Annotated in this window: 18 protein-coding genes; 6 read left to right on the forward strand and 12 right to left on the reverse strand. The window is 63.1% G+C overall.

What is annotated here, in order from left to right; translation table 11 throughout:
- Positions 1–42: 42 nt before the first annotated feature.
- The 3 genes from GIB19_RS07090 to exbB are packed head-to-tail and all read right to left on the reverse strand — an operon-like array spanning position 43 to position 2174.
- Complete coding sequence (locus tag GIB19_RS07090) at positions 43–774, reverse strand: energy transducer TonB (RefSeq protein ID WP_027592144.1); 732 nt, start codon at positions 772–774, stop codon at positions 43–45.
- Positions 771–1199: a TonB system transport protein ExbD gene (gene exbD / locus GIB19_RS07095; protein ID WP_027592145.1), complete on the reverse strand. Its 429-nt coding sequence runs from the start codon at positions 1197–1199 to the stop codon at positions 771–773. Before exbD ends, GIB19_RS07090 begins: the two co-directional genes overlap by 4 nt.
- A gap of 3 nt (positions 1200–1202) precedes the next feature.
- The gene (gene exbB, locus GIB19_RS07100; RefSeq protein WP_099430805.1) at positions 1203–2174 is read right to left on the reverse strand and encodes a tonB-system energizer ExbB; all 972 of its coding nucleotides are present in this window, start codon (positions 2172–2174) and stop codon (positions 1203–1205) included.
- Between the two features lie 192 nt (positions 2175–2366).
- Here exbB and GIB19_RS07105 point away from each other — a divergent pair, with 192 nt between their 5' ends.
- Positions 2367–3224, forward strand: a complete 858-nt coding sequence (locus GIB19_RS07105) for an SDR family oxidoreductase (RefSeq protein WP_099430804.1) — start codon at positions 2367–2369, stop codon at positions 3222–3224.
- 130 nt (positions 3225–3354) lie between these two features.
- On the opposite strand, the gene GIB19_RS07110 is transcribed toward GIB19_RS07105, so the two are convergent.
- The 5 genes from GIB19_RS07110 to GIB19_RS07130 form a co-directional block, all read right to left on the reverse strand.
- The gene (locus GIB19_RS07110; RefSeq protein ID WP_099430803.1) at positions 3355–4080 is read right to left on the reverse strand and encodes a hypothetical protein; all 726 of its coding nucleotides are present in this window, start codon (positions 4078–4080) and stop codon (positions 3355–3357) included.
- A gap of 55 nt (positions 4081–4135) precedes the next feature.
- Positions 4136–4516 (reverse strand): RidA family protein, encoded by a 381-nt coding sequence (locus GIB19_RS07115; RefSeq protein ID WP_027592149.1) that lies wholly within the window; start codon positions 4514–4516, stop codon positions 4136–4138.
- A 23-nt stretch (positions 4517–4539) separates the two neighbouring features.
- Positions 4540–6648: a bifunctional GTP diphosphokinase/guanosine-3',5'-bis pyrophosphate 3'-pyrophosphohydrolase gene (gene spoT / locus GIB19_RS07120; protein ID WP_027592150.1), complete on the reverse strand. Its 2109-nt coding sequence runs from the start codon at positions 6646–6648 to the stop codon at positions 4540–4542.
- 59 nt (positions 6649–6707) lie between these two features.
- Complete coding sequence (gene rpoZ, locus GIB19_RS07125; RefSeq protein ID WP_012312123.1) at positions 6708–6971, reverse strand: DNA-directed RNA polymerase subunit omega; 264 nt, start codon at positions 6969–6971, stop codon at positions 6708–6710.
- A gap of 179 nt (positions 6972–7150) precedes the next feature.
- Complete coding sequence (locus tag GIB19_RS07130; RefSeq protein WP_027592151.1) at positions 7151–8023, reverse strand: LysR family transcriptional regulator; 873 nt, start codon at positions 8021–8023, stop codon at positions 7151–7153.
- A 244-nt stretch (positions 8024–8267) separates the two neighbouring features.
- Between GIB19_RS07130 and GIB19_RS07135 the strand changes: the two genes are divergently transcribed.
- From GIB19_RS07135 to GIB19_RS07145, 3 genes are all read left to right on the forward strand, one after another.
- Complete coding sequence (locus GIB19_RS07135; protein WP_371097094.1) at positions 8268–9611, forward strand: glutamine synthetase family protein; 1344 nt, start codon at positions 8268–8270, stop codon at positions 9609–9611.
- A 4-nt stretch (positions 9612–9615) separates the two neighbouring features.
- A complete protein-coding gene (locus GIB19_RS07140; RefSeq protein WP_099430802.1) occupies positions 9616–10389 on the forward strand; it encodes a gamma-glutamyl-gamma-aminobutyrate hydrolase family protein in 774 nt (257 codons plus the stop codon).
- 113 nt (positions 10390–10502) lie between these two features.
- Complete coding sequence (locus GIB19_RS07145; protein WP_027592154.1) at positions 10503–12044, forward strand: APC family permease; 1542 nt, start codon at positions 10503–10505, stop codon at positions 12042–12044.
- Between the two features lie 113 nt (positions 12045–12157).
- Here GIB19_RS07145 and gmk read toward each other — a convergent pair whose 3' ends face one another.
- Both gmk and GIB19_RS07155 read right to left on the reverse strand, forming a co-directional pair.
- Positions 12158–12778 (reverse strand): guanylate kinase, encoded by a 621-nt coding sequence (gene gmk, locus GIB19_RS07150; RefSeq protein WP_027592155.1) that lies wholly within the window; start codon positions 12776–12778, stop codon positions 12158–12160.
- Between the two features lie 13 nt (positions 12779–12791).
- Positions 12792–13655 carry a YicC/YloC family endoribonuclease gene (locus tag GIB19_RS07155; RefSeq protein WP_085272162.1) on the reverse strand — a complete coding sequence of 288 codons (864 nt, stop codon included), beginning with the start codon at positions 13653–13655 and terminating at the stop codon, positions 12792–12794.
- A 225-nt stretch (positions 13656–13880) separates the two neighbouring features.
- Between GIB19_RS07155 and rph the strand changes: the two genes are divergently transcribed.
- Entirely contained in the window at positions 13881–14603 is a 723-nt protein-coding gene (gene rph, locus GIB19_RS07160; RefSeq protein WP_274884828.1) for a ribonuclease PH, read from the forward strand.
- Between the two features lie 139 nt (positions 14604–14742).
- On the opposite strand, the gene GIB19_RS07165 is transcribed toward rph, so the two are convergent.
- Positions 14743–15522: an exodeoxyribonuclease III gene (locus tag GIB19_RS07165; RefSeq protein ID WP_003253401.1), complete on the reverse strand. Its 780-nt coding sequence runs from the start codon at positions 15520–15522 to the stop codon at positions 14743–14745.
- Positions 15523–15602: 80 nt separating this feature from the next.
- Here GIB19_RS07165 and pyrE point away from each other — a divergent pair, with 80 nt between their 5' ends.
- Positions 15603–16244 (forward strand): orotate phosphoribosyltransferase, encoded by a 642-nt coding sequence (gene pyrE, locus GIB19_RS07170; protein ID WP_008091580.1) that lies wholly within the window; start codon positions 15603–15605, stop codon positions 16242–16244.
- 179 nt (positions 16245–16423) lie between these two features.
- Here pyrE and argB read toward each other — a convergent pair whose 3' ends face one another.
- Entirely contained in the window at positions 16424–17329 is a 906-nt protein-coding gene (gene argB, locus GIB19_RS07175) for an acetylglutamate kinase (protein WP_027592158.1), read from the reverse strand.
- Positions 17330–17354: the final 25 nt, after the last annotated feature.

The following is a 17354-nucleotide window of genomic DNA, read 5'->3' on the forward strand; positions in this document are numbered from 1 at the left end:
GCACGTTATCAGACTTGCCGATTTGTGACAGAAACAAAAGTCTCAGCGGCGGTCCAGCGAGTAGACGAACGGCGCCACGACTTCGATCGTGCCGTTGTTCAACAACTCGGGTGGCGGCTTGGGTACCGTGCCGGCACGACGGATCATTTCCAGGGTCGCCCGGTCCAGCGCCGCGCTGCCCGAACCACCGGCCATGGCGTACGACACCACCTTGCCTTCGGCATCGACCACGAAGCGCAGGCGGTTGATGCCCTGCAGGCCGCGACGACGCGCGTCTTCCGGGTAACGCTTGTACTTGGCCAAGTGGCGCAGCAGGTCACTCTGCCAGGTAGGCAGGGCGTTGCTGTTGGACGCAATGCTCGGTGCCGGTGCCGCGGACTTCTGCGGCGGCGTGTTGCTTGGCGGTGCGTCTACCACGCTTTCGGTCGGCGGCGCTTCCTTCGGCGGCTCAGGCTTTTTCTCGGGCTTGGGCGGCTGGGGCTTGGCCTTCGGCTTGGGCGGCTTGGCGATGGCGATTTTGGGTTTAGGGGCTTCCACCAGCTTGGGCAACGGCAGTTCTTCAACCGGTGCCGGCGGCTGTGGGACGGCTTTTGGAGGAGGTGGTGGCGCAGGCTCCGGCAACGGTGCCAGCTCGACCATCATGGCTGCCGGCGGCAGCTCGATGGCCTGAGGCACCGACCAATTGAGCGTGAGCAGCACAGCGACGGCATGGACACCCAGCACAAGTGCCAGGCTGCCGCTGTAACGCGCCAGGTTGTGCCGCGTCTTCGTCATTTCTTGGCTGCCGTCTCGAGACCTACCAGACCGACTTTCAAATAGCCGGCCGCGCGCATGTTGTTCATCACTTCCATCAGGTCACCGTAATCCACGCCCTTGTCGGCCTGGAAGAAGATGGTGGTTTCCTTGTCGCCCTTGGTCTTGGCATCGAGCATCGGGCCAAGCTGGTCGGGCGCAGATACCTGATCGTCGCCGACATACAGCTTCTGGTCGGCCTTGACGCTGACGAACACCGGTTTCTCGGGCCTCGGCGCTGGCTTGGCGGTCGAGGCCGGCAGGTCGACTTTGATGTCGACCGTGGCCAGGGGCGCCGCCACCATGAAGATGATCAGCAGTACCAGCATCACGTCGATAAACGGCGTAACGTTGATTTCGTGGTTTTCGGCGAGGTCGTCGCCACCTTCGTTGAGATGCAGGCCCATGGCTTACCCCACTTTCACCATGTGCGGGGCGGCGCGCTCGCTGCCTTGGTGGTCCAGGTCACGGCTGACCAGCAGCAGCACCTGGGCAGAAGCGTCAGACACCTGAGCCTTGTAGCCGGCAATGGAGCGGGCGAAGACGTTGTAGATGACCACTGCCGGGATTGCTGCAACCAGGCCCAAGGCGGTTGCCAGCAGGGCTTCGGCGATGCCTGGGGCAACCACTGCCAGGTTGGTGGTTTGGGTCTTGGCGATGCCGATGAAGCTGTTCATGATGCCCCACACGGTGCCGAACAGGCCGACGAAAGGTGCGGTCGAACCAATGGTGGCGAGCACGCCGGTGCCGCTGCTCATGTTGCGGCCGCTGGCGGCTACCAGGCGCTCGAGGCGGAAGGCGACGCGCTCCTTGATGCCCTCTTTTTCACGTGCATTGGTCGACAGGCGCATCTCTTCGAGCGCATCGTGGACCAAGGTGTGAGCCAAGGTGCCTTCCTTGTTCGAGACGTCGCTGGCTTCCTTGAGGCTGGCGGATTTCTTCAGCTGGGCGATCTCGCCGCGCAGACGACGCTTGGCGCCCATCAGCTCGAAGCCCTTGGCAATCCAGATGGTCCACGTGATGATCGAGGCGATGGCCAGGCCGATCATGACGATCTTCACCACGATGTCGGCGTTTTTGTACATGCCCCATGGGGACAGGTCGTGCGCCATGCCCAGGGACGTATCTTCGACCAGTGCTTCGACGCTTGGGTCTACAGCGGCTGGCGCATCGGCCGGGGCGTTGGCGACAGGTGCCGAGCCGTCTGCAGCTGGGGCAGCAGCGGTGTTAGCTGGGGCAGTAGCGGCAGCCGGGGTGCTGGCGTTGGCTGTTGGCTCATCGGCCATGGCCACTGGGGCCAGCACCAGGCTGAACATCAGCGCGGCAATGGCACGCCAGGCGCGCGACGGGGTTGGCGAAGCGGAGGGTTGAGTACGTGTCATGCTGGCCGGACCTGATGAAGAAAAAGAGTGAACGTTCTCCAAGGCCTCGAGATAGGCCGAGAACAGATAGGGGCGCCATTATTGCAAGTAATTCTTGTTAACAAAAGTAATCTTGTTGCTTTTTTCACCTAAGGTCTAGCCACTCATCGTGTAGCGTGGCGGGTTTGATCAACTGGTCTAGGGAGTTTTGAGATGTCAGACCTTTCAGCAATGGTCGTAGGTTGTGGTGATGTGGGCGGCCGTCTGGCCCAGCAATTGCTGGCCCGCGGCTGGCAGGTGAGTGGCCTGCGCCGCGCGGTCGAGCACCTGCCAGCGGGTGTTGTGCCGGTGGCTGCCGACTTGGCCGAACCCACCATCCCGCCAGCGTGGCCACAGCGAGCGCCGGACTACCTGGTGTACTGCGTGGCGGCCAGCCAGCACGACGAGGCGGGGTATCAGTCGGCCTATGTCGACGGGTTGCGCCATGTGCTGGCCTGGCTTGCCGAACGTGGTCAGCACCCGCGTCGCTTGCTGTTTGTGTCCAGCAGCAGCGTGTTTGCGCAAAAAGACGGCGAGTGGGTCGACGAGACGGCTGCCACCGAGCCGGAAGGGTATTCTGGCCGGATCATGCTCGACGCCGAGCGCTTGGCGCTGGCCAGTGGTATCCCGGCAAGCGTGGTGCGCTTGACCGGCATCTACGGGCCGGGCCGTGAATGGCTACTGAGCCAGGTGCGTCAGGGCTACCGTGTGGCTGAAGAGCCGCCGCTGTATGGCAACCGTATTCATGCCGAAGACGCCGCAAGCTTGCTGGCTTACCTGCTGCAGGCCGATGCCGACGGCGTGGCGCTGGATGACTGCTATATAGGTGTCGATGACGACCCGGCGCCGCTGGCCGATGTGGTGGGCTGGTTGCGTGGGTACCTGGGCGTTACCGAGTGGTCGGATGAGCAGCGGGTGCGCCGTACGGGCAGCAAGCGCTGCAGCAATGCCCGTGTGCGGGCGTTGGGCTGGGTGCCAGAGTACCCCAGTTACAAAGAAGGGTATGCGGCGATTCTGCAGGGTAAGGGGTGAGTCTACCGGCCTCTTCGCGGGTAAACCCGCTCCCACAGGGTGAGCGCTGATTCTGTTGTCAGCGGGGTACCTGTGGGAGCGGGTTTACCCGCGAAAGGGCCAGCGTGACGGGTAGAGATCCTGGCAGGCCTCAGTCCTTCTCCAGCACCCATTGTCGAGCACCGGCCGCCAATACCGGCATTTCATCCGGCTTCGCGCGGTTAACGGCCTGGAAAATCTCCAGCGTGTCGCCATCACGCTTGATGATAAACGGCGCGCCGCGCTGTTTGCGCTCCAGCCACAGGCTGTCGTTGCTACCGCCCATGGTCGCGCAATCGCCGGCCAGGCACAGGGCAAAACGGTCCGGGCCAGGCAGGCCACTGACGTTGCCGGTGTCGCTGAAGCGAACGGCGGTGCCTTTGCCCTGGCCGTCGATGATTTTCCATTCACCGCCCAGGTAGGCCTGGTACAGCGCCTTCTCGAAGCTGCCACCCAGCGGTGCATTGCCGGGTTGCTTGACGCGCACGAAGGTTTGTTCGGTACCGGACTGCGCGGTGGTTTTCAGCTCGTCGCCATCCAGCGCCAGCTGCTCGGTCTGGCCGTCCTGGAAGCTGGCCAGCCATTGCTTCTCGTTGGCGCTCAACTGGCCGTCGGCCGCCTCGAAGCCATTGCTGAAGCTGGCCTGTTGGTGAGCCACGTCGAGTTTCCACTCGAACACAGGGCCGTGTTCATTCAGTGCCTGACGCAGGCTGCCACTTTTGACGGCGGCTTTGATGGCGTCCTGGTTGATCCAGGTGCCGTTGAAGTCTTCGGGTTTATGGCTGGCGCAACCGCTCAGAAGCAGGGCTGCCAGCGCGAGGGGCAGTGCTTGACGCATGGTGGGTAACCTTGGGGAGAGAAGGTGACGGGCAGGGCGCCCGTCACCAGGGGCATCACTCGATGACCAGGATCGCGTCCATCTCGACCTGGGAGCCTTTTGGCAGCGCGGCAACGCCAATGGCGGCGCGGGCTGGGTAAGGCTGCTCGAAGTAACGGCCCATCACTTCGTTGACCTTGGCGAAGTGGCTCAGGTCGGTGAGGAAGATGTTCAGCTTGACGATGTCCTTGAACGAGCCACCCGCGGCTTCAGCCACAGCCTTGAGGTTCTCGAAGACCTGCACGGTCTGGGCCTCGAAGCCTTCGACCAGTTCCATGGTCTTGGGGTCCAGTGGGATCTGGCCCGACATGTACACGGTGTTGCCGGCCTTGATTGCCTGGGAGTAGGTACCGATGGCGGCAGGGGCCTTGTCGCTGTTGATGACGGACTTGCTCATGATGACTCCTTGCGGTTGGCGGACTACGTACGCATGCGGGTGATGCGGACCACACCGGTCAAGGTACGCAGCTTCTTGATCACTCGTGCCAGGTGCACGCGGTCGTGCACGCTGACCACCAGTTGGACCACGCTGATACGGCCGTCGCGTTCGTCCATGCTGATCTTCTCGATGTTGCCGTCGGCGGCATTCACGCTGCTGGCCAGCAGCGCAATCAGGCCGCGCTGGTGCTCCAGCTCGACACGCAGCTCGACATTGAATTCGCCAGCGATGTCCTTGGCCCAGGAGAGCTGCACGCACTTCTCTGGGTTGTGGCGAATTTCACTGATGTTGCGGCAGTTCTCCAGGTGCACGACCATGCCTTTGCCCGCCGACAGGTGGCCGACGATCGGGTCACCGGGGATCGGCGTGCAGCATTTGGCGTAGCTGAGCACCAGGCCTTCGGTACCGCGAATGGCCAGCGGGCCTTCCGGCGTCGGCAGCTGTTCGCCTTCGGCCGACAGCAGGCGCCGCGCCACCACATAGGCCATGCGGTTGCCCAGGCCGATGTCTTCGAGCAGGTCCTCGATAAGCTCCAGGCGGTACTCGGCGAGAATCGCCTGAATGCGCTCCTGCGGGATCTTTTCGAGGCTGCTGTCGAAGCCGGTCAGCACCTTGTTCAGCAGGCGTTCGCCGAGGCTGATGGACTCGGAGCGGCGCTGTTGCTTGAGGGCGTGGCGAATGTGCGTGCGTGCCTTGCCGGTGACCACGAAGTTGAGCCAGGCCGGGTTCGGCCGGGCGCCCGGCGCGCTGACGATCTCTACCGTCGAACCGCTTTGCAGGGGCTCAGACAGGGGCGCCAGGCGGCGGTTGATGCGGCAGGCGATGCAACTGTTGCCCACGTCGGTGTGCACCGCATAGGCGAAGTCGACGGCCGTGGAGCCTTTCGGCAGCTCCATGATCCGGCCCTTGGGCGTAAAGACATAGACCTCGTCCGGGAACAGGTCGATCTTCACGCTCTCGATGAATTCCAGCGAGTTGCCCGCGCGCTGCTGCAGTTCGAGGATGCCCTTGACCCACTGGCGCGCCCGCGCGTGGCTGCCTTTTGGCTGCTCGTCGTCGTTGGACTTGTACAGCCAGTGGGCGGCGATGCCGTTGTTGGCCATCTCTTCCATCTCGCGGGTGCGGATCTGGATTTCGATGGGCACGCCGTGCATGCCGAACAGCGTAGTGTGCAACGACTGGTAGCCGTTGGCCTTGGGGATCGCGATGTAGTCCTTGAAGCGACCGGGCAGCGGCTTGTACAGGTTGTGCACGGCGCCGAGCACGCGGTAGCAGGTGTCGACCTTGTCGACGATGATGCGGAAGGCATACACGTCCATGATCTCGTTGAAGGCGCGGCGCTTGCCGCGCATCTTCTTGTAGATGCCATAGAGGTGTTTCTGCCGGCCGCTGACCTCGCCCTGGATGCCGTCGGCAGCCAGGCAGTTGGCCAGCGATTGTTCGATTTTAGCGACGATCTCTTTGCGGTTGCCGCGGGCACTCTTGACCGCCCGGTGAATCAGCGACGAACGCATTGGGTGCATGGCCTTGAAGCCAAGGTCTTCGAATTCGACGCGCACGGTGTGCATGCCCAGCCGGTTGGCGATGGGGGCGTAGATTTCGAGGGTTTCCTTGGCAATGCGCCGGCGTTTTTCACCGGACAGCACTTCCAGCGTGCGCATGTTGTGCAGGCGGTCGGCCAGCTTGACCAGGATCACGCGGATATCGCGCGCCATGGCCATGGCCATTTTCTGGAAGTTCTCGGCCTGCGCCTCGGCCTTGGTCTCGAAGTTCATCTGGGTCAGCTTGCTAACCCCATCGACCAGTTCGGCAACCGTCTCGCCAAATTGCTGGCAGAGGGCTTCCTTGGCGATGCCGGTGTCTTCGATCACATCGTGCAGCATGGCGGCCATCAGGCTCTGATGGTCCATGTGCATGTCGGCGAGGATGCTGGCCACGGCCAGCGGGTGGGTCACGTAGGGCTCGCCGCTGCGGCGGCGCTGCCCGTCGTGGGCCTGCTCGGCGTAGAAATAGGCGCGCCGAACCAGGTTGACCTGTTCGGGGCCCAGGTAGGTCGACAGCCGTTCGGCTAAGGCTTCTATACCCGGCATGGGTTCACCTCTTGCAGAGGAAGAGGGCCTTGTGCCGCGCGACGTCGACCTGGCATCAATCAGACAGCCTCGTTGGACTCGTCCTCGAACGCGGCGAAGACCGGATCCTCGGTGACGATCTCTTCAGCAGCGATGAACTCGTTGGTGACGATGCCTTCGGCGATTTCACGCAGGGCAACAACGGTCGGCTTGTCGTTTTCCCACGCGACGCGTGGCTCTTTGCCGCCGGTCGCCAGCTGACGGGCGCGCTTGGTCGAGAGCATGACCAGCTCAAAGCGGTTATCCACGTGTTCCAGGCAGTCTTCAACAGTTACGCGGGCCATGGTCTTCCTCAGTAGCAATTGCGGTGGGCGTGCAGCCCAATATGGGCAGGCGGACTCGATAGTATAAAAATTCACCAGCCAATAGGGAAGCGCTGTTTTGCCACGCGCGGATCAGGCCAGCCCCTGTGGGGGCGGGTTTAGCCGCGAAAGGGCCGCAACAGACACCCTCCTCTTGTATCTCACAACATCGCGTCGCGCAACCGCGGGGTCAATTCCTCGAACAATGTCTGCACCGAGCGTAACGCCCGGCAATCGGGCCGGGTCAGCAGCCACAGTTGGGTGTCGCAACCGGGCAGCGGGCCACTCAGCGCATCGACGCCAGGCAAGGCATGCACCATGTAGTCGGGCAGCGCCGCCACGCCCAGCCCGGTGCTGACCAGTTGCGCAATGGTCGACATGCCGCTGCACTGGTAGCGCGGGCTCAACCCAGGGTATTGCTGGTTGCGCCAGACCACGGTCGGGTGGTCCTGCATCGAGTCGTCCGGGGCAATCCACGGCACGCTGCTGGCCGACTCGGTCAGCCGTTCGCGCCACTGCGGCTGGCCGCAGATCACGTAGGAGGTCGAACCCAGGCAGCGGCCTACCAGGTGTTCGGGCGGCGTATTGGTCAGGCGCAGGGCGATGTCGGCATCGCGCCGGCTGAGGTTGGCGAAGGTGTTGGAGGTGCCCATTTCCAGCGACAACGCGGGGTAATTGGGCATGAAGTCGGCCAATGCCGGCAGCAGCAGGCTGTGCATTACCGCCTCGGTGCACGTCAGCCGCACCGTGCCGCTGACCACCTGTTCGCCGCTGGTCATGGCGATGCGCGCGGCCTCCAGGGCCTGTTCGGCGCGCTCGGCCTGCTCGGCCAGGGCCTGGGCGGTGTCGGTGGGCAGGTAGCCTTTACGGCTTTTGACGAACAGCGCGGTGCCCAGTGCCGACTCGAGGCGACGGATCGAGCGGAACACCGTCGAGACGTCCACCTTGAGCAGTTCGGCAGCCTTGGCCAACGAGCGGCCGCGTTCCAGGGCCAGGACCAGGGAGAGGTCGGCGTGGGTAATCTGATATTGCATTGATGCACGCTCTGCTTGCCGAAATGCCAATGTCTGTTGCGTTGAGGCCATTTTATAGTGGAACCGCCCCTGGGAATCAATGCGCCCGGTCGGGCAACCAATCCCCACGATGGGAAAGTGAAAAAAACAACAGCTGCAACCATCGTCGCCCGTGAGGCGCCAGCCGTATCCCCACATCGCCGCAGCAAATCAAAGGATGTACACCATGACGTCGGTCACCCCGTGCGCCAGTTCTTCCAGCGAGATGAAAGACTTCCTCCAGGCCCATCCGGATACGCAGTATGTCGATCTGCTGATCTCCGACATGAATGGCGTGGTACGCGGCAAGCGCATCGAGCGGGCCAGCCTGCACAAGGTGTACGAAAAAGGCATCAACCTGCCGGCGTCACTGTTTGCCCTCGACATCAACGGTTCGACCGTTGAAAGCACCGGCCTGGGCCTGGACATCGGCGATGCCGACCGCATCTGCTACCCGATCCCCGGCACGCTGTGCAACGAGCCGTGGCAGAAACGCCCGACCGCTCAGCTGCTGATGACCATGCACGAGATCGAAGGCCAGCCTTTCTTCGCCGACCCGCGCGAAGTGCTGCGCCAGGTGGTGAGCAAGTTCGACGACCTGGGCCTGGATATCTGCGCCGCGTTCGAGCTTGAGTTCTACCTGATCGACCAGGACAACCTCAACGGCCGCCCGCAACCGCCGCGCTCGCCTATTTCGGGCAAGCGCCCGCAGTCCACCCAGGTGTACCTGATCGACGACCTCGACGAATACGCCGACTGCCTGCAAGACATGCTCGAAGCGGCCAAGGAGCAAGGCCTGCCGGCCGATGCCATCGTCAAGGAAAGCGCCCCGGCGCAGTTCGAGGTCAACCTGCACCACGTTGCCGACCCGCTGAAGGCCTGCGACTACGCGATCCTGCTCAAGCGCCTGATCAAGAACGTGGCCTACGACCATGAGATGGACACCACCTTCATGGCCAAGCCCTACCCGGGCCAGGCGGGCAACGGGCTGCACGTGCACATCTCGCTGCTGGACAAGAAAACCGGCAAGAACATCTTCGCCAGCAGTGACCCGCTGGAAAGCGACGCGCTGCGCCACGCCATCGGTGGCGTGCTGGAGACCATGCCGGCGTCGATGGCCTTCCTCTGCCCGAACATCAACTCGTACCGCCGCTTCGGCGCGCAGTTCTATGTGCCCAACGCGCCGAGCTGGGGCCTGGACAACCGCACCGTCGCTGTTCGCGTGCCGACCGACAGCAGCGAGAACGTGCGCATCGAGCACCGTGTGGCCGGCGCTGACGCCAACCCTTACCTGATGCTCGCGGCCATTCTCGCCGGTATTCACCACGGCCTGACCAGCAAGGTCGAGCCGGGTGAGCCGATTGAAGGCAACTCGTACGAACAACTGGAACAGAGCCTGCCGAACAACCTGCGCGATGCCCTGCGCGCGCTGGATGACAGCGAAGTGCTCAATCAATACATCAGCCCGGATTACATCGATATCTTCGTCGCCTGCAAGGAAAGCGAGCTGGCCGAGTTTGAAGTGTCGATCTCCGACCTCGAGTACAACTGGTACCTGCACACGGTGTAAGCCCATGAGCGCAAATGCGGTCCCCTTGATCGGTATCAGCGCCTGCCGCCAGCAGGTGGGGAAGAACTCGTCGCACACGGTGGGCGACAAGTATGTCGAGGCGGCCGGCTTTGCCGGGCTGCCGCTGATTTTGCCGGCGCGCGACGGGGGCAGTGATACCCCCGCGCTGCTGGCCCAACTCGACGGCATTCTTTTTACCGGCTCGCCTTCAAATATCGAACCGCATCATTACAATGGCGCCCCCAGCACGGAGGGTACCCGGCATGATCGCGCGCGCGATCGCTTGACCCTGCCGCTGCTGCAGGCGGCGATTGCCGCCGGTGTGCCGGTGTTTTGCATTTGCCGTGGGTTCCAGGAATTGAATGTGGCCCTTGGCGGCACCTTGCACCAGCGTGTGCAGGAGCTGCCTGGCTACCTTGACCACCGCGAACCTGAGGACGCACCCCTGGAGGTGCAATACGGCCCTCGTCACCCCGTTGGCATCGCGCCTGGCGGGTTGTTCGAGCGCCTGGGCCTGGCTGCGCAATTCGAGGTCAACTCGTTGCACAGCCAGGGCATCGACCGCCTGGCCCCTGGGCTGCGCGTCGAGGCGCGGGCCCCGGATGGCCTGATCGAAGCGGTGTCGATGCCAGATGCGCCGGGCTTCGTGCTTGGCGTGCAGTGGCACCCCGAATGGCGTTTTGCCGAAAACCCGGTCTCTCGGCGCCTTTTCCAGGCGTTTCGCGAGGCCTGTATTGCCCATGCTGCACGGGAGGGTACGCGCCAGAAGGCATTCTGACGTCACCCGAAGGTCTCGGATGACGCACCCCCTGTTGCAAGCTTTCAATGAGTGAAAGCGGGCCTTGTACACAAGGCCCGCGAAAACAATTCCAAAATTTACGGCACATACTCATGAGCGATTACACAGAAGCCGGCCGCCCACCCGATGTGGCGGCCGACGCGGGCAACACCCAGCGCAGCAAGGGCTTGGCCAAAGGCCGCCTGGGCTTGTTGGCCAGCGTGGTGCTGGGCATTTCCACCATCGCCCCGGTCTATACCCTGACCGGCGCGCTTGGCCCAACCGTGCGAGAGGTCGGTGCCCACCTGCCTGCGGTATTCATCGTCGGCTTCCTGCCGATGCTGCTGGTCGCCCTTGGCTATCGCGAGTTGAACTCGGCAGAGCCGGACAGCGGCACCTCGTTCACCTGGTCGGCGCGCGCCTTTGGCCCGATGATCGGCTGGATCGGAGGCTGGGGGTTGGTGGTCGCCACCACCATCGTGCTGTCGAACCTGGCAGGCGTGGCGGTCGATTTCTTCTACCTGTTCTTGGGGCAGATCACCGGCAACCATGGCCTGGCGGCCTTGGCGGACAACCTGCTGATCAACATCAGCACCTGTTGCGTGTTCATCGCCCTGGCGGTGTGGATCTGCTGTCGCGGCATAGCCACCACCATGACGGTGCAGTACGGCCTGGTGGCCCTGCAGTTGCTGGTGCTGATCGGCTTTGCCTTCGCCGCCTTCGGTGGCACCACTGCGCCGCCACCGCTGGAATTCGATTTCGCCTGGTTCAACCCGTTCGGTGTCGAGTCGTTCTCGGCCTTCGCCGCGGGGCTTTCACTGTCGATCTTCATCTTCTGGGGCTGGGACACCTGCCTGACCGTCAGCGAAGAGTCGGTGGGCAGCGAAGAGGTGCCGGGCAAGGCCGCTACTTGGACCGTGATGTTGATCCTCGGCCTGTACCTGTTCACCGCCATCGCCACCCTGCAGTTTGCCGGTATCAGCGAAACGGGCCTGGGCCTGAACAACCCGCGCATCCAGGAGAACGTCTTTGCCCACCTGGCGGGCCCGGTCATGGGGCCGCTGGCGATCCTGATGTCCATCGCCGTGCTGGCCAGCACCGCAGCGTCGCTGCAGTCGACCTTCGTGGCACCGGCGCGCACCCTGCTGGCCATGGGTTACTACGGTGCGGTACCGCCTAAGTTCGCCAGCGTTTGCCCGCGTTCGCAAACCCCGCGCTACGCCACCATCTGCGCTGGCCTGGCCGCCGGCCTGTTCTACGTGACCATGCGTACCCTGAGCGAGAACGTGCTGGCCGACACCATCACCGCGCTGGGCATGATGATCTGCTTCTACTATTCGCTGACTGCGTTTGCCTGCGTCTGGTACTTCCGCGACAGCCTGTTCGACAGCGTGCGCCACTTCGTCATGCGCGGCCTGTGCCCGCTGGTCGGTGGGGTCATCTTGTCGGTGATCTTCGCGCGTACCGCGATCGACAGCGCTTCGCCAGACTTCGGCAGCGGCTCGCATGTGGGTGGGCTGGGGCTGGTGTTCGTGATTGCCGCGATCATTTCGGTGCTCGGCATCGGGCTGATGCTGCTGTCGCGGATGCGGGCGCCGGCGTACTTCCTGGGGGCGACCTTGCGTCAGCAGGCGACCCTGCCGCTGGCGGAATAATGCAGAGGGGCGCTTTGCGCCCCATTCGCAGCACAAGGCTGCTCCTACATCCTTGCCTTTGTAGGAGCAGCCTTGTGCTGCGAATGGGCTGCAAAGCAGCCCCGCTCCGTCTCTCAGGAAAGCAGTTCTTTCAGCAGCCCACCGTGGCGCTGCTGTTGCTTCTTCAACTGCAGGCGGTTCGAGCGGAACACCGCCTTCAACTCCTCCAGCGCGACGCCGAAGTCATCATTGATGATCAGGTAGTCGTACTCGTCGTAGTGCACCATCTCGCTGACCGCTTCTTTCATGCGCCCGGCGATGATCTCCTCACTGTCCTGCCCACGCCCATCCAGGCGCTGACGCAGCGCTTCCTGGCTGGGTGGCAGGATGAACACCGAGAGTGCCTCGGGCATCAGCTTGCGCACCTGCTGGGCACCTTGCCAGTCGATTTCCAGGATCAGGTCGAAGCCCTGGTCGAGGGTCTGCTGCAGCGCGCTGCGCGAGGTGCCGTAGAAGTTGCCGAACACTTCGGCATGCTCGAGGAAGTCGCCTTGCTCGATCAGTGCCTTGAATTCTTCGTGCACGACGAAGTGGTAGTTCACCCCGTGCTGCTCACCCGGGCGCATGGCGCGGGTGGTGTGCGAGACCGAGACGCGGATTTGCTTGTCGTCCTGGGTCAGGGCCGTTACCAGGCTGGTCTTGCCGGCACCCGAAGGGGCCGAAACGATGTAGAGGGTGCCGCTGCTGTGATTCATGGTCGGGGTGGCCTTACTCGATGTTCTGTACTTGTTCACGCATCTGTTCGATCAATACCTTCAGGTTGACCGCCGCTTGCGTGCTACGCGGGTCGAATGCCTTGGAGCCGAGGGTATTGGCTTCGCGGTTGAGTTCCTGCATCAGGAAGTCCAGGCGCCGGCCGGCCGCGCCGCCCGACTTGAGCACGCGGCGCACTTCGGTGACGTGGGTGGCGAGGCGGTCGAGCTCTTCGGCGACGTCGCTCTTTTGCGCCAGCAGCACCATCTCCTGCTCCAGGCGTTGTGGGTCGAGCTCAGCCTGCATGTCGCCGAAGCGGTCGAGAATTTTCTGCCGCTGGGCCGCCAGCATTTGCGGCACCAGGGCGCGCAGGGTGGTGACCTCGGTGGTCATGTTGTCCAGGCGTTCGTTGATCAGCCGGGCCAGCTCCTGGCCTTCACGCAGGCGCCCGGCCTTGAGCTCGGCCAGCGCGTCGTCGAACAGCGCCACGGCCTCGGCGTTCAGCGCCTGCGGGTCGCTGGCGTCGGCGACCAGCACGCCCGGCCACGACAGCACTTCCAGGGGGTTCAGCGGGGCCGGCTGCTTGATCAGGCCAGCCACCTCTTCGGCGGCGGCGACCAGCTGTGCGGCGCGCTCACGGTCCACTTTCAGTGGCTTGCCGGTGCTGTCTTCATTGAGACGCAAGGTGCATTCCACCTTGCCGCGCGACAGCCCCTGGCGCAGGCCTTCGCGTACCGCGCCTTCGAGGTCGCGCAGGGCCTCGGGCAGGCGCAGGTGCGGCTCCAGGTAGCGGTGGTTGACCGAGCGCAGCTCCCAGACCAGGGTGCCTTGGCTGCCGGCGCGCTCGACACGAGCAAAAGCGGTCATGCTGTGCACCATGGGGAGTACCTCGCGTAGATGAATGAACAGGGAAGCCTCTCGGCTGCAAGGCGCAGGATTGTAGCGCAGTGGGGCCTCGGCGCCCAATCCAGCCATGTTACAGAGGGCGAAATGCGCAGTGGGAAAAGGCGACAGGCTGTCAGGGGCGCGACAATAGGCGTGTCCTCCCGCAGCTGCGAGCTCTATAATGCTCGGCAGATTCAAGTCCCAGTACAGGTATCCCAGATGAAACGTCCAAGTGGTCGCGCCGCCGATCAGCTCCGCTCGATCCGCATCACCCGCAACTACACCAAGCACGCCGAAGGGTCGGTACTGGTCGAGTTCGGTGACACCAAGGTCATCTGCACGGTCAGCGTGGAGAATGGTGTGCCCCGCTTCCTCAAAGGCCAGGGCCAAGGCTGGCTGACAGCCGAATACGGCATGCTGCCGCGCTCCACCGGCGAGCGTAACCAGCGCGAAGCCAGCCGTGGCAAGCAGGGCGGCCGCACCCTGGAAATCCAGCGCCTGATCGGCCGCTCCCTGCGCGCCGCGCTGGACATGAGCAAGCTCGGTGACATCACCCTGTACATCGACTGCGATGTAATTCAGGCCGACGGTGGCACCCGCACTGCGTCGATCACCGGTGCCATGGTCGCCCTGTGCGATGCGCTGGCCGTGATCAAGAAGCGTGGCGGCCTCAAGGCTGGCAACCCGCTCAAGCACATGATCGCCGCGGTTTCCGTGGGCATGTACCAAGGCGAGGCCGTGCTGGACCTGGACTACCTGGAAGACTCCGCCGCCGAGACCGACCTGAACGTGGTCATGACCAGCGCCGGTGGTTTCATCGAGGTACAGGGCACCGCCGAGGGCGCGCCGTTCCAGCCTGAAGACCTGAACGCCATGCTCGCCGTGGCGCAGAAGGGCATGAACGAGATCCTCGAACTGCAGCAGGCCGCCCTGGCCGACTGATTCATAGCAATTGGGGCCGCTTAGCGGCCCATCGCCGGCAAGCCAGCTCCCACCGCGACTGCGCAAACTTCACGTCATGCGCTATGCCCGTGGGAGCCGGCTTGCCGGCGATGGGGCGCGAAGCGGCCCCAATGGTTTTCTAGATGGTCAACGTCCAGTCATAGTCCACAATCAGCGGCGCATGCTGCGAGAAGCGCGGCTGACGCGGCAGGCGGGCGTTACGCACGAAGCGGCGCAGGCCTGGGGTGAGGATCTGGTAGTCGAACCGGTAGCCCAGGTTGAGCATCTCGGCCTGTTCGTTGTCCGGCCACCAGCTGTACTGGTCGCCTTCACGGCTGACTTCACGCAGGGCATCCACGTAGCCCATCTCGCCCGTGATCGCGTCCATCCAGGCACGCTCCGGTGCCAGGAAGCCAGGCGATTGCTGGCTGTCGCGCCAGTTTTTGATGTCGAGCTTCTGCTGCGCCACGTAGAACGAGCCGCAATAGATGTACTCGCGACGCTTGCGCCGCTGTTTGTCCAGGTACTTGGCGAAGTCGTCCATCAACTTGAATTTCTGGTTCAAGTCTTCGTCGCCGTTCATGCCCGAAGGCAGCAGCAGGCTGGCAATACTGACTTTGTCGAAATCTGCTTGCAGGTAACGCCCGTAACGGTCGGCTGTCTCGAAGCCCAGGCCGGTGATGACTGCCTTGGGCTGCATGCGCGAGTAAAGGGCTACGCCACCTTGGGCGGGCACCTCCGCGTCGCAGGCATAAAGGAAATAGCCATCGAGCTGGAAAGCTGGGTCGTCGAGTTCAAAGGCCGAGGCGCGGGTATCCTGAAGGCAGATGACGTCGGCATTCTGGGCTTGCAGCCAGCTGAGCAAACCACGCTCGGCCGCAGCCTGAATGCCATTTACGTTCACACTGATGATCCGCATAAATGGCCCCAAAAATCTCGTGCGTGTATGATACCCGAGCTCAACTCATTTAGCTAAATCCGTGGTGTCCGGGACTTTCCATGCAGCCGTATCAGCGCGACTTCATTCGTTTTGCCATCGACCGCGGCGTTCTGCGCTTCGGCGAATTCACCCTGAAATCGGGGCGTACCAGCCCGTACTTCTTCAATGCCGGCCTGTTCAACACAGGTTCTGCACTGGCGCAGTTGGGCCGTTGCTACGCGGCGGCCATCGTCGACAGCAAGATCCCGTTCGACGTGCTGTTTGGCCCAGCCTACAAGGGTATCCCCCTGGCGGCGACCACCGCCGTGGCCCTGGCCGATCAGCATCAGCTCGACGTGCCATGGTGCTTCAACCGTAAAGAAGCCAAGGATCACGGCGAAGGCGGCAGCCTGGTTGGCGCGCCTTTGGCGGGTGACGTATTGATCATCGACGACGTGATCACGGCCGGCACGGCCATCCGTGAAGTCATGCAGATCATCAATGCCCAGCAGGCCAAGGCCGCTGGCGTGCTGATCGCGCTTAACCGCGAAGAGCGCGGCAATGGCGAGCTGTCGGCGATCCAGGAAGTGGAGCGTGACTTCGGTATTCCGGTGGTCAGCATCGTTTCGCTGACCCAGGTGCTGGAGTTCCTGGCCGATGATCCGCAGCTCAAGCAGCATCTGCCTGCTGTTGAGGCGTATCGGGCGCAGTACGGGATCTGATTCCGGCTCGGTAATAAAAAAGGCGACCTTTGGATGAAGGTCGCCTTTTTTGTGTCGCCTGTCCTGGCCTCTTCGCGGGTAAACCCGCTCCCACAGGATCTGCGCCAACTTCAAGTCTGGCGATGTACCTGTGGGAGCGGGTTCACCCGCGAAGAGGCCAGTGCAGGCTAACAAGTCACTCAGCGCGGCTTGCGGTTGGTGATCAGGGTACCCACGCCGCTGTCGGTGAAGATCTCCAGCAGTACCGCGTTCGGCACGCGGCCGTCGATGATGTGCGAGCTGTTCACGCCGCCCTGCACCGCATCCAGTGCGCACTTGATCTTCGGCAGCATGCCGCCGTAGATGGTGCCGTCGGCGATCAGCTCGTTGACTTGCTCAGTGGTCAGGCCGGTCAGCACCTGGCCCTGCTTGTCCATCAGGCCGGCGATGTTGGTCAGCAGCATCAGCTTCTCGGCTTTCAGTGCCTCGGCTACCTTGCCCGCCACCAGGTCGGCGTTGATGTTGTACGACTCACCGTTGGCGCCCACGCCGATCGGCGCGATCACCGGGATGAAGTCACCCTTGACCAGCATGTTCAGCAGGTCGGTGTTCACGCTCACGACTTCGCCCACGTGGCCGATGTCGATGATTTCCGGGGTGGTCATCTCTGGCGTTTGGCGGCTGACGGTTAGCTTCTTGGCGCGGATCAGCTCCGCGTCCTTGCCGGTCAGGCCGATGGCGCTGCCGCCGTGGCGGTTGATCAGGTTGACGATGTCCTTGTTGACCTGGCCGCCCAAGACCATCTCGACCACGTCCATGGTGGCCGAGTCGGTCACGCGCATGCCGTCGATGAAGTGGCTTTCGATCGACAGGCGCTTGAGCAGGTCACCGATCTGTGGGCCACCACCGTGGACCACCACCGGGTTGATGCCCACAGCCTTCATCAGCACGATGTCACGGGCGAAGCCGGTTTTGAGCTCCTCGCTCTCCATCGCGTTGCCGCCGTACTTGATCACCAGTGTCTTGCCGACAAAGCGGCGGATGTAAGGCAGTGCTTCGGACAAAACTTCGGCTACATGGGAAGCGGCATCGCGATCGAGGGTCATGCAGGGCTCCTGTAAGGAACAGATA

It is taken from the genome of Pseudomonas sp. ITEM 17296, assembly GCF_028895205.1.
In the GTDB taxonomy this organism is placed as follows: Bacteria; Pseudomonadota; Gammaproteobacteria; order Pseudomonadales; family Pseudomonadaceae; genus Aquipseudomonas; species Aquipseudomonas kermanshahensis.

Coding starts and splice junctions, on each gene's coding strand:
- GIB19_RS07090 (WP_027592144.1), bottom strand. CDS start 774: ATGACGAAGACGCGGCACAACCTGGCGCGTTACAGCGGCAGCCTGGCA.
- exbD (WP_027592145.1), bottom strand. CDS start 1,199: ATGGGCCTGCATCTCAACGAAGGTGGCGACGACCTCGCCGAAAACCAC.
- exbB (WP_099430805.1), bottom strand. CDS start 2,174: ATGACACGTACTCAACCCTCCGCTTCGCCAACCCCGTCGCGCGCCTGG.
- GIB19_RS07105 (WP_099430804.1), top strand. CDS start 2,367: ATGTCAGACCTTTCAGCAATGGTCGTAGGTTGTGGTGATGTGGGCGGC.
- GIB19_RS07110 (WP_099430803.1), bottom strand. CDS start 4,080: ATGCGTCAAGCACTGCCCCTCGCGCTGGCAGCCCTGCTTCTGAGCGGT.
- GIB19_RS07115 (WP_027592149.1), bottom strand. CDS start 4,516: ATGAGCAAGTCCGTCATCAACAGCGACAAGGCCCCTGCCGCCATCGGT.
- spoT (WP_027592150.1), bottom strand. CDS start 6,648: ATGCCGGGTATAGAAGCCTTAGCCGAACGGCTGTCGACCTACCTGGGC.
- rpoZ (WP_012312123.1), bottom strand. CDS start 6,971: ATGGCCCGCGTAACTGTTGAAGACTGCCTGGAACACGTGGATAACCGC.
- GIB19_RS07130 (WP_027592151.1), bottom strand. CDS start 8,023: ATGCAATATCAGATTACCCACGCCGACCTCTCCCTGGTCCTGGCCCTG.
- GIB19_RS07135 (WP_371097094.1), top strand. CDS start 8,268: ATGAAAGACTTCCTCCAGGCCCATCCGGATACGCAGTATGTCGATCTG.
- GIB19_RS07140 (WP_099430802.1), top strand. CDS start 9,616: ATGAGCGCAAATGCGGTCCCCTTGATCGGTATCAGCGCCTGCCGCCAG.
- GIB19_RS07145 (WP_027592154.1), top strand. CDS start 10,503: ATGAGCGATTACACAGAAGCCGGCCGCCCACCCGATGTGGCGGCCGAC.
- gmk (WP_027592155.1), bottom strand. CDS start 12,778: ATGAATCACAGCAGCGGCACCCTCTACATCGTTTCGGCCCCTTCGGGT.
- GIB19_RS07155 (WP_085272162.1), bottom strand. CDS start 13,655: ATGGTGCACAGCATGACCGCTTTTGCTCGTGTCGAGCGCGCCGGCAGC.
- rph (WP_274884828.1), top strand. CDS start 13,881: ATGAAACGTCCAAGTGGTCGCGCCGCCGATCAGCTCCGCTCGATCCGC.
- GIB19_RS07165 (WP_003253401.1), bottom strand. CDS start 15,522: ATGCGGATCATCAGTGTGAACGTAAATGGCATTCAGGCTGCGGCCGAG.
- pyrE (WP_008091580.1), top strand. CDS start 15,603: ATGCAGCCGTATCAGCGCGACTTCATTCGTTTTGCCATCGACCGCGGC.
- argB (WP_027592158.1), bottom strand. CDS start 17,329: ATGACCCTCGATCGCGATGCCGCTTCCCATGTAGCCGAAGTTTTGTCC.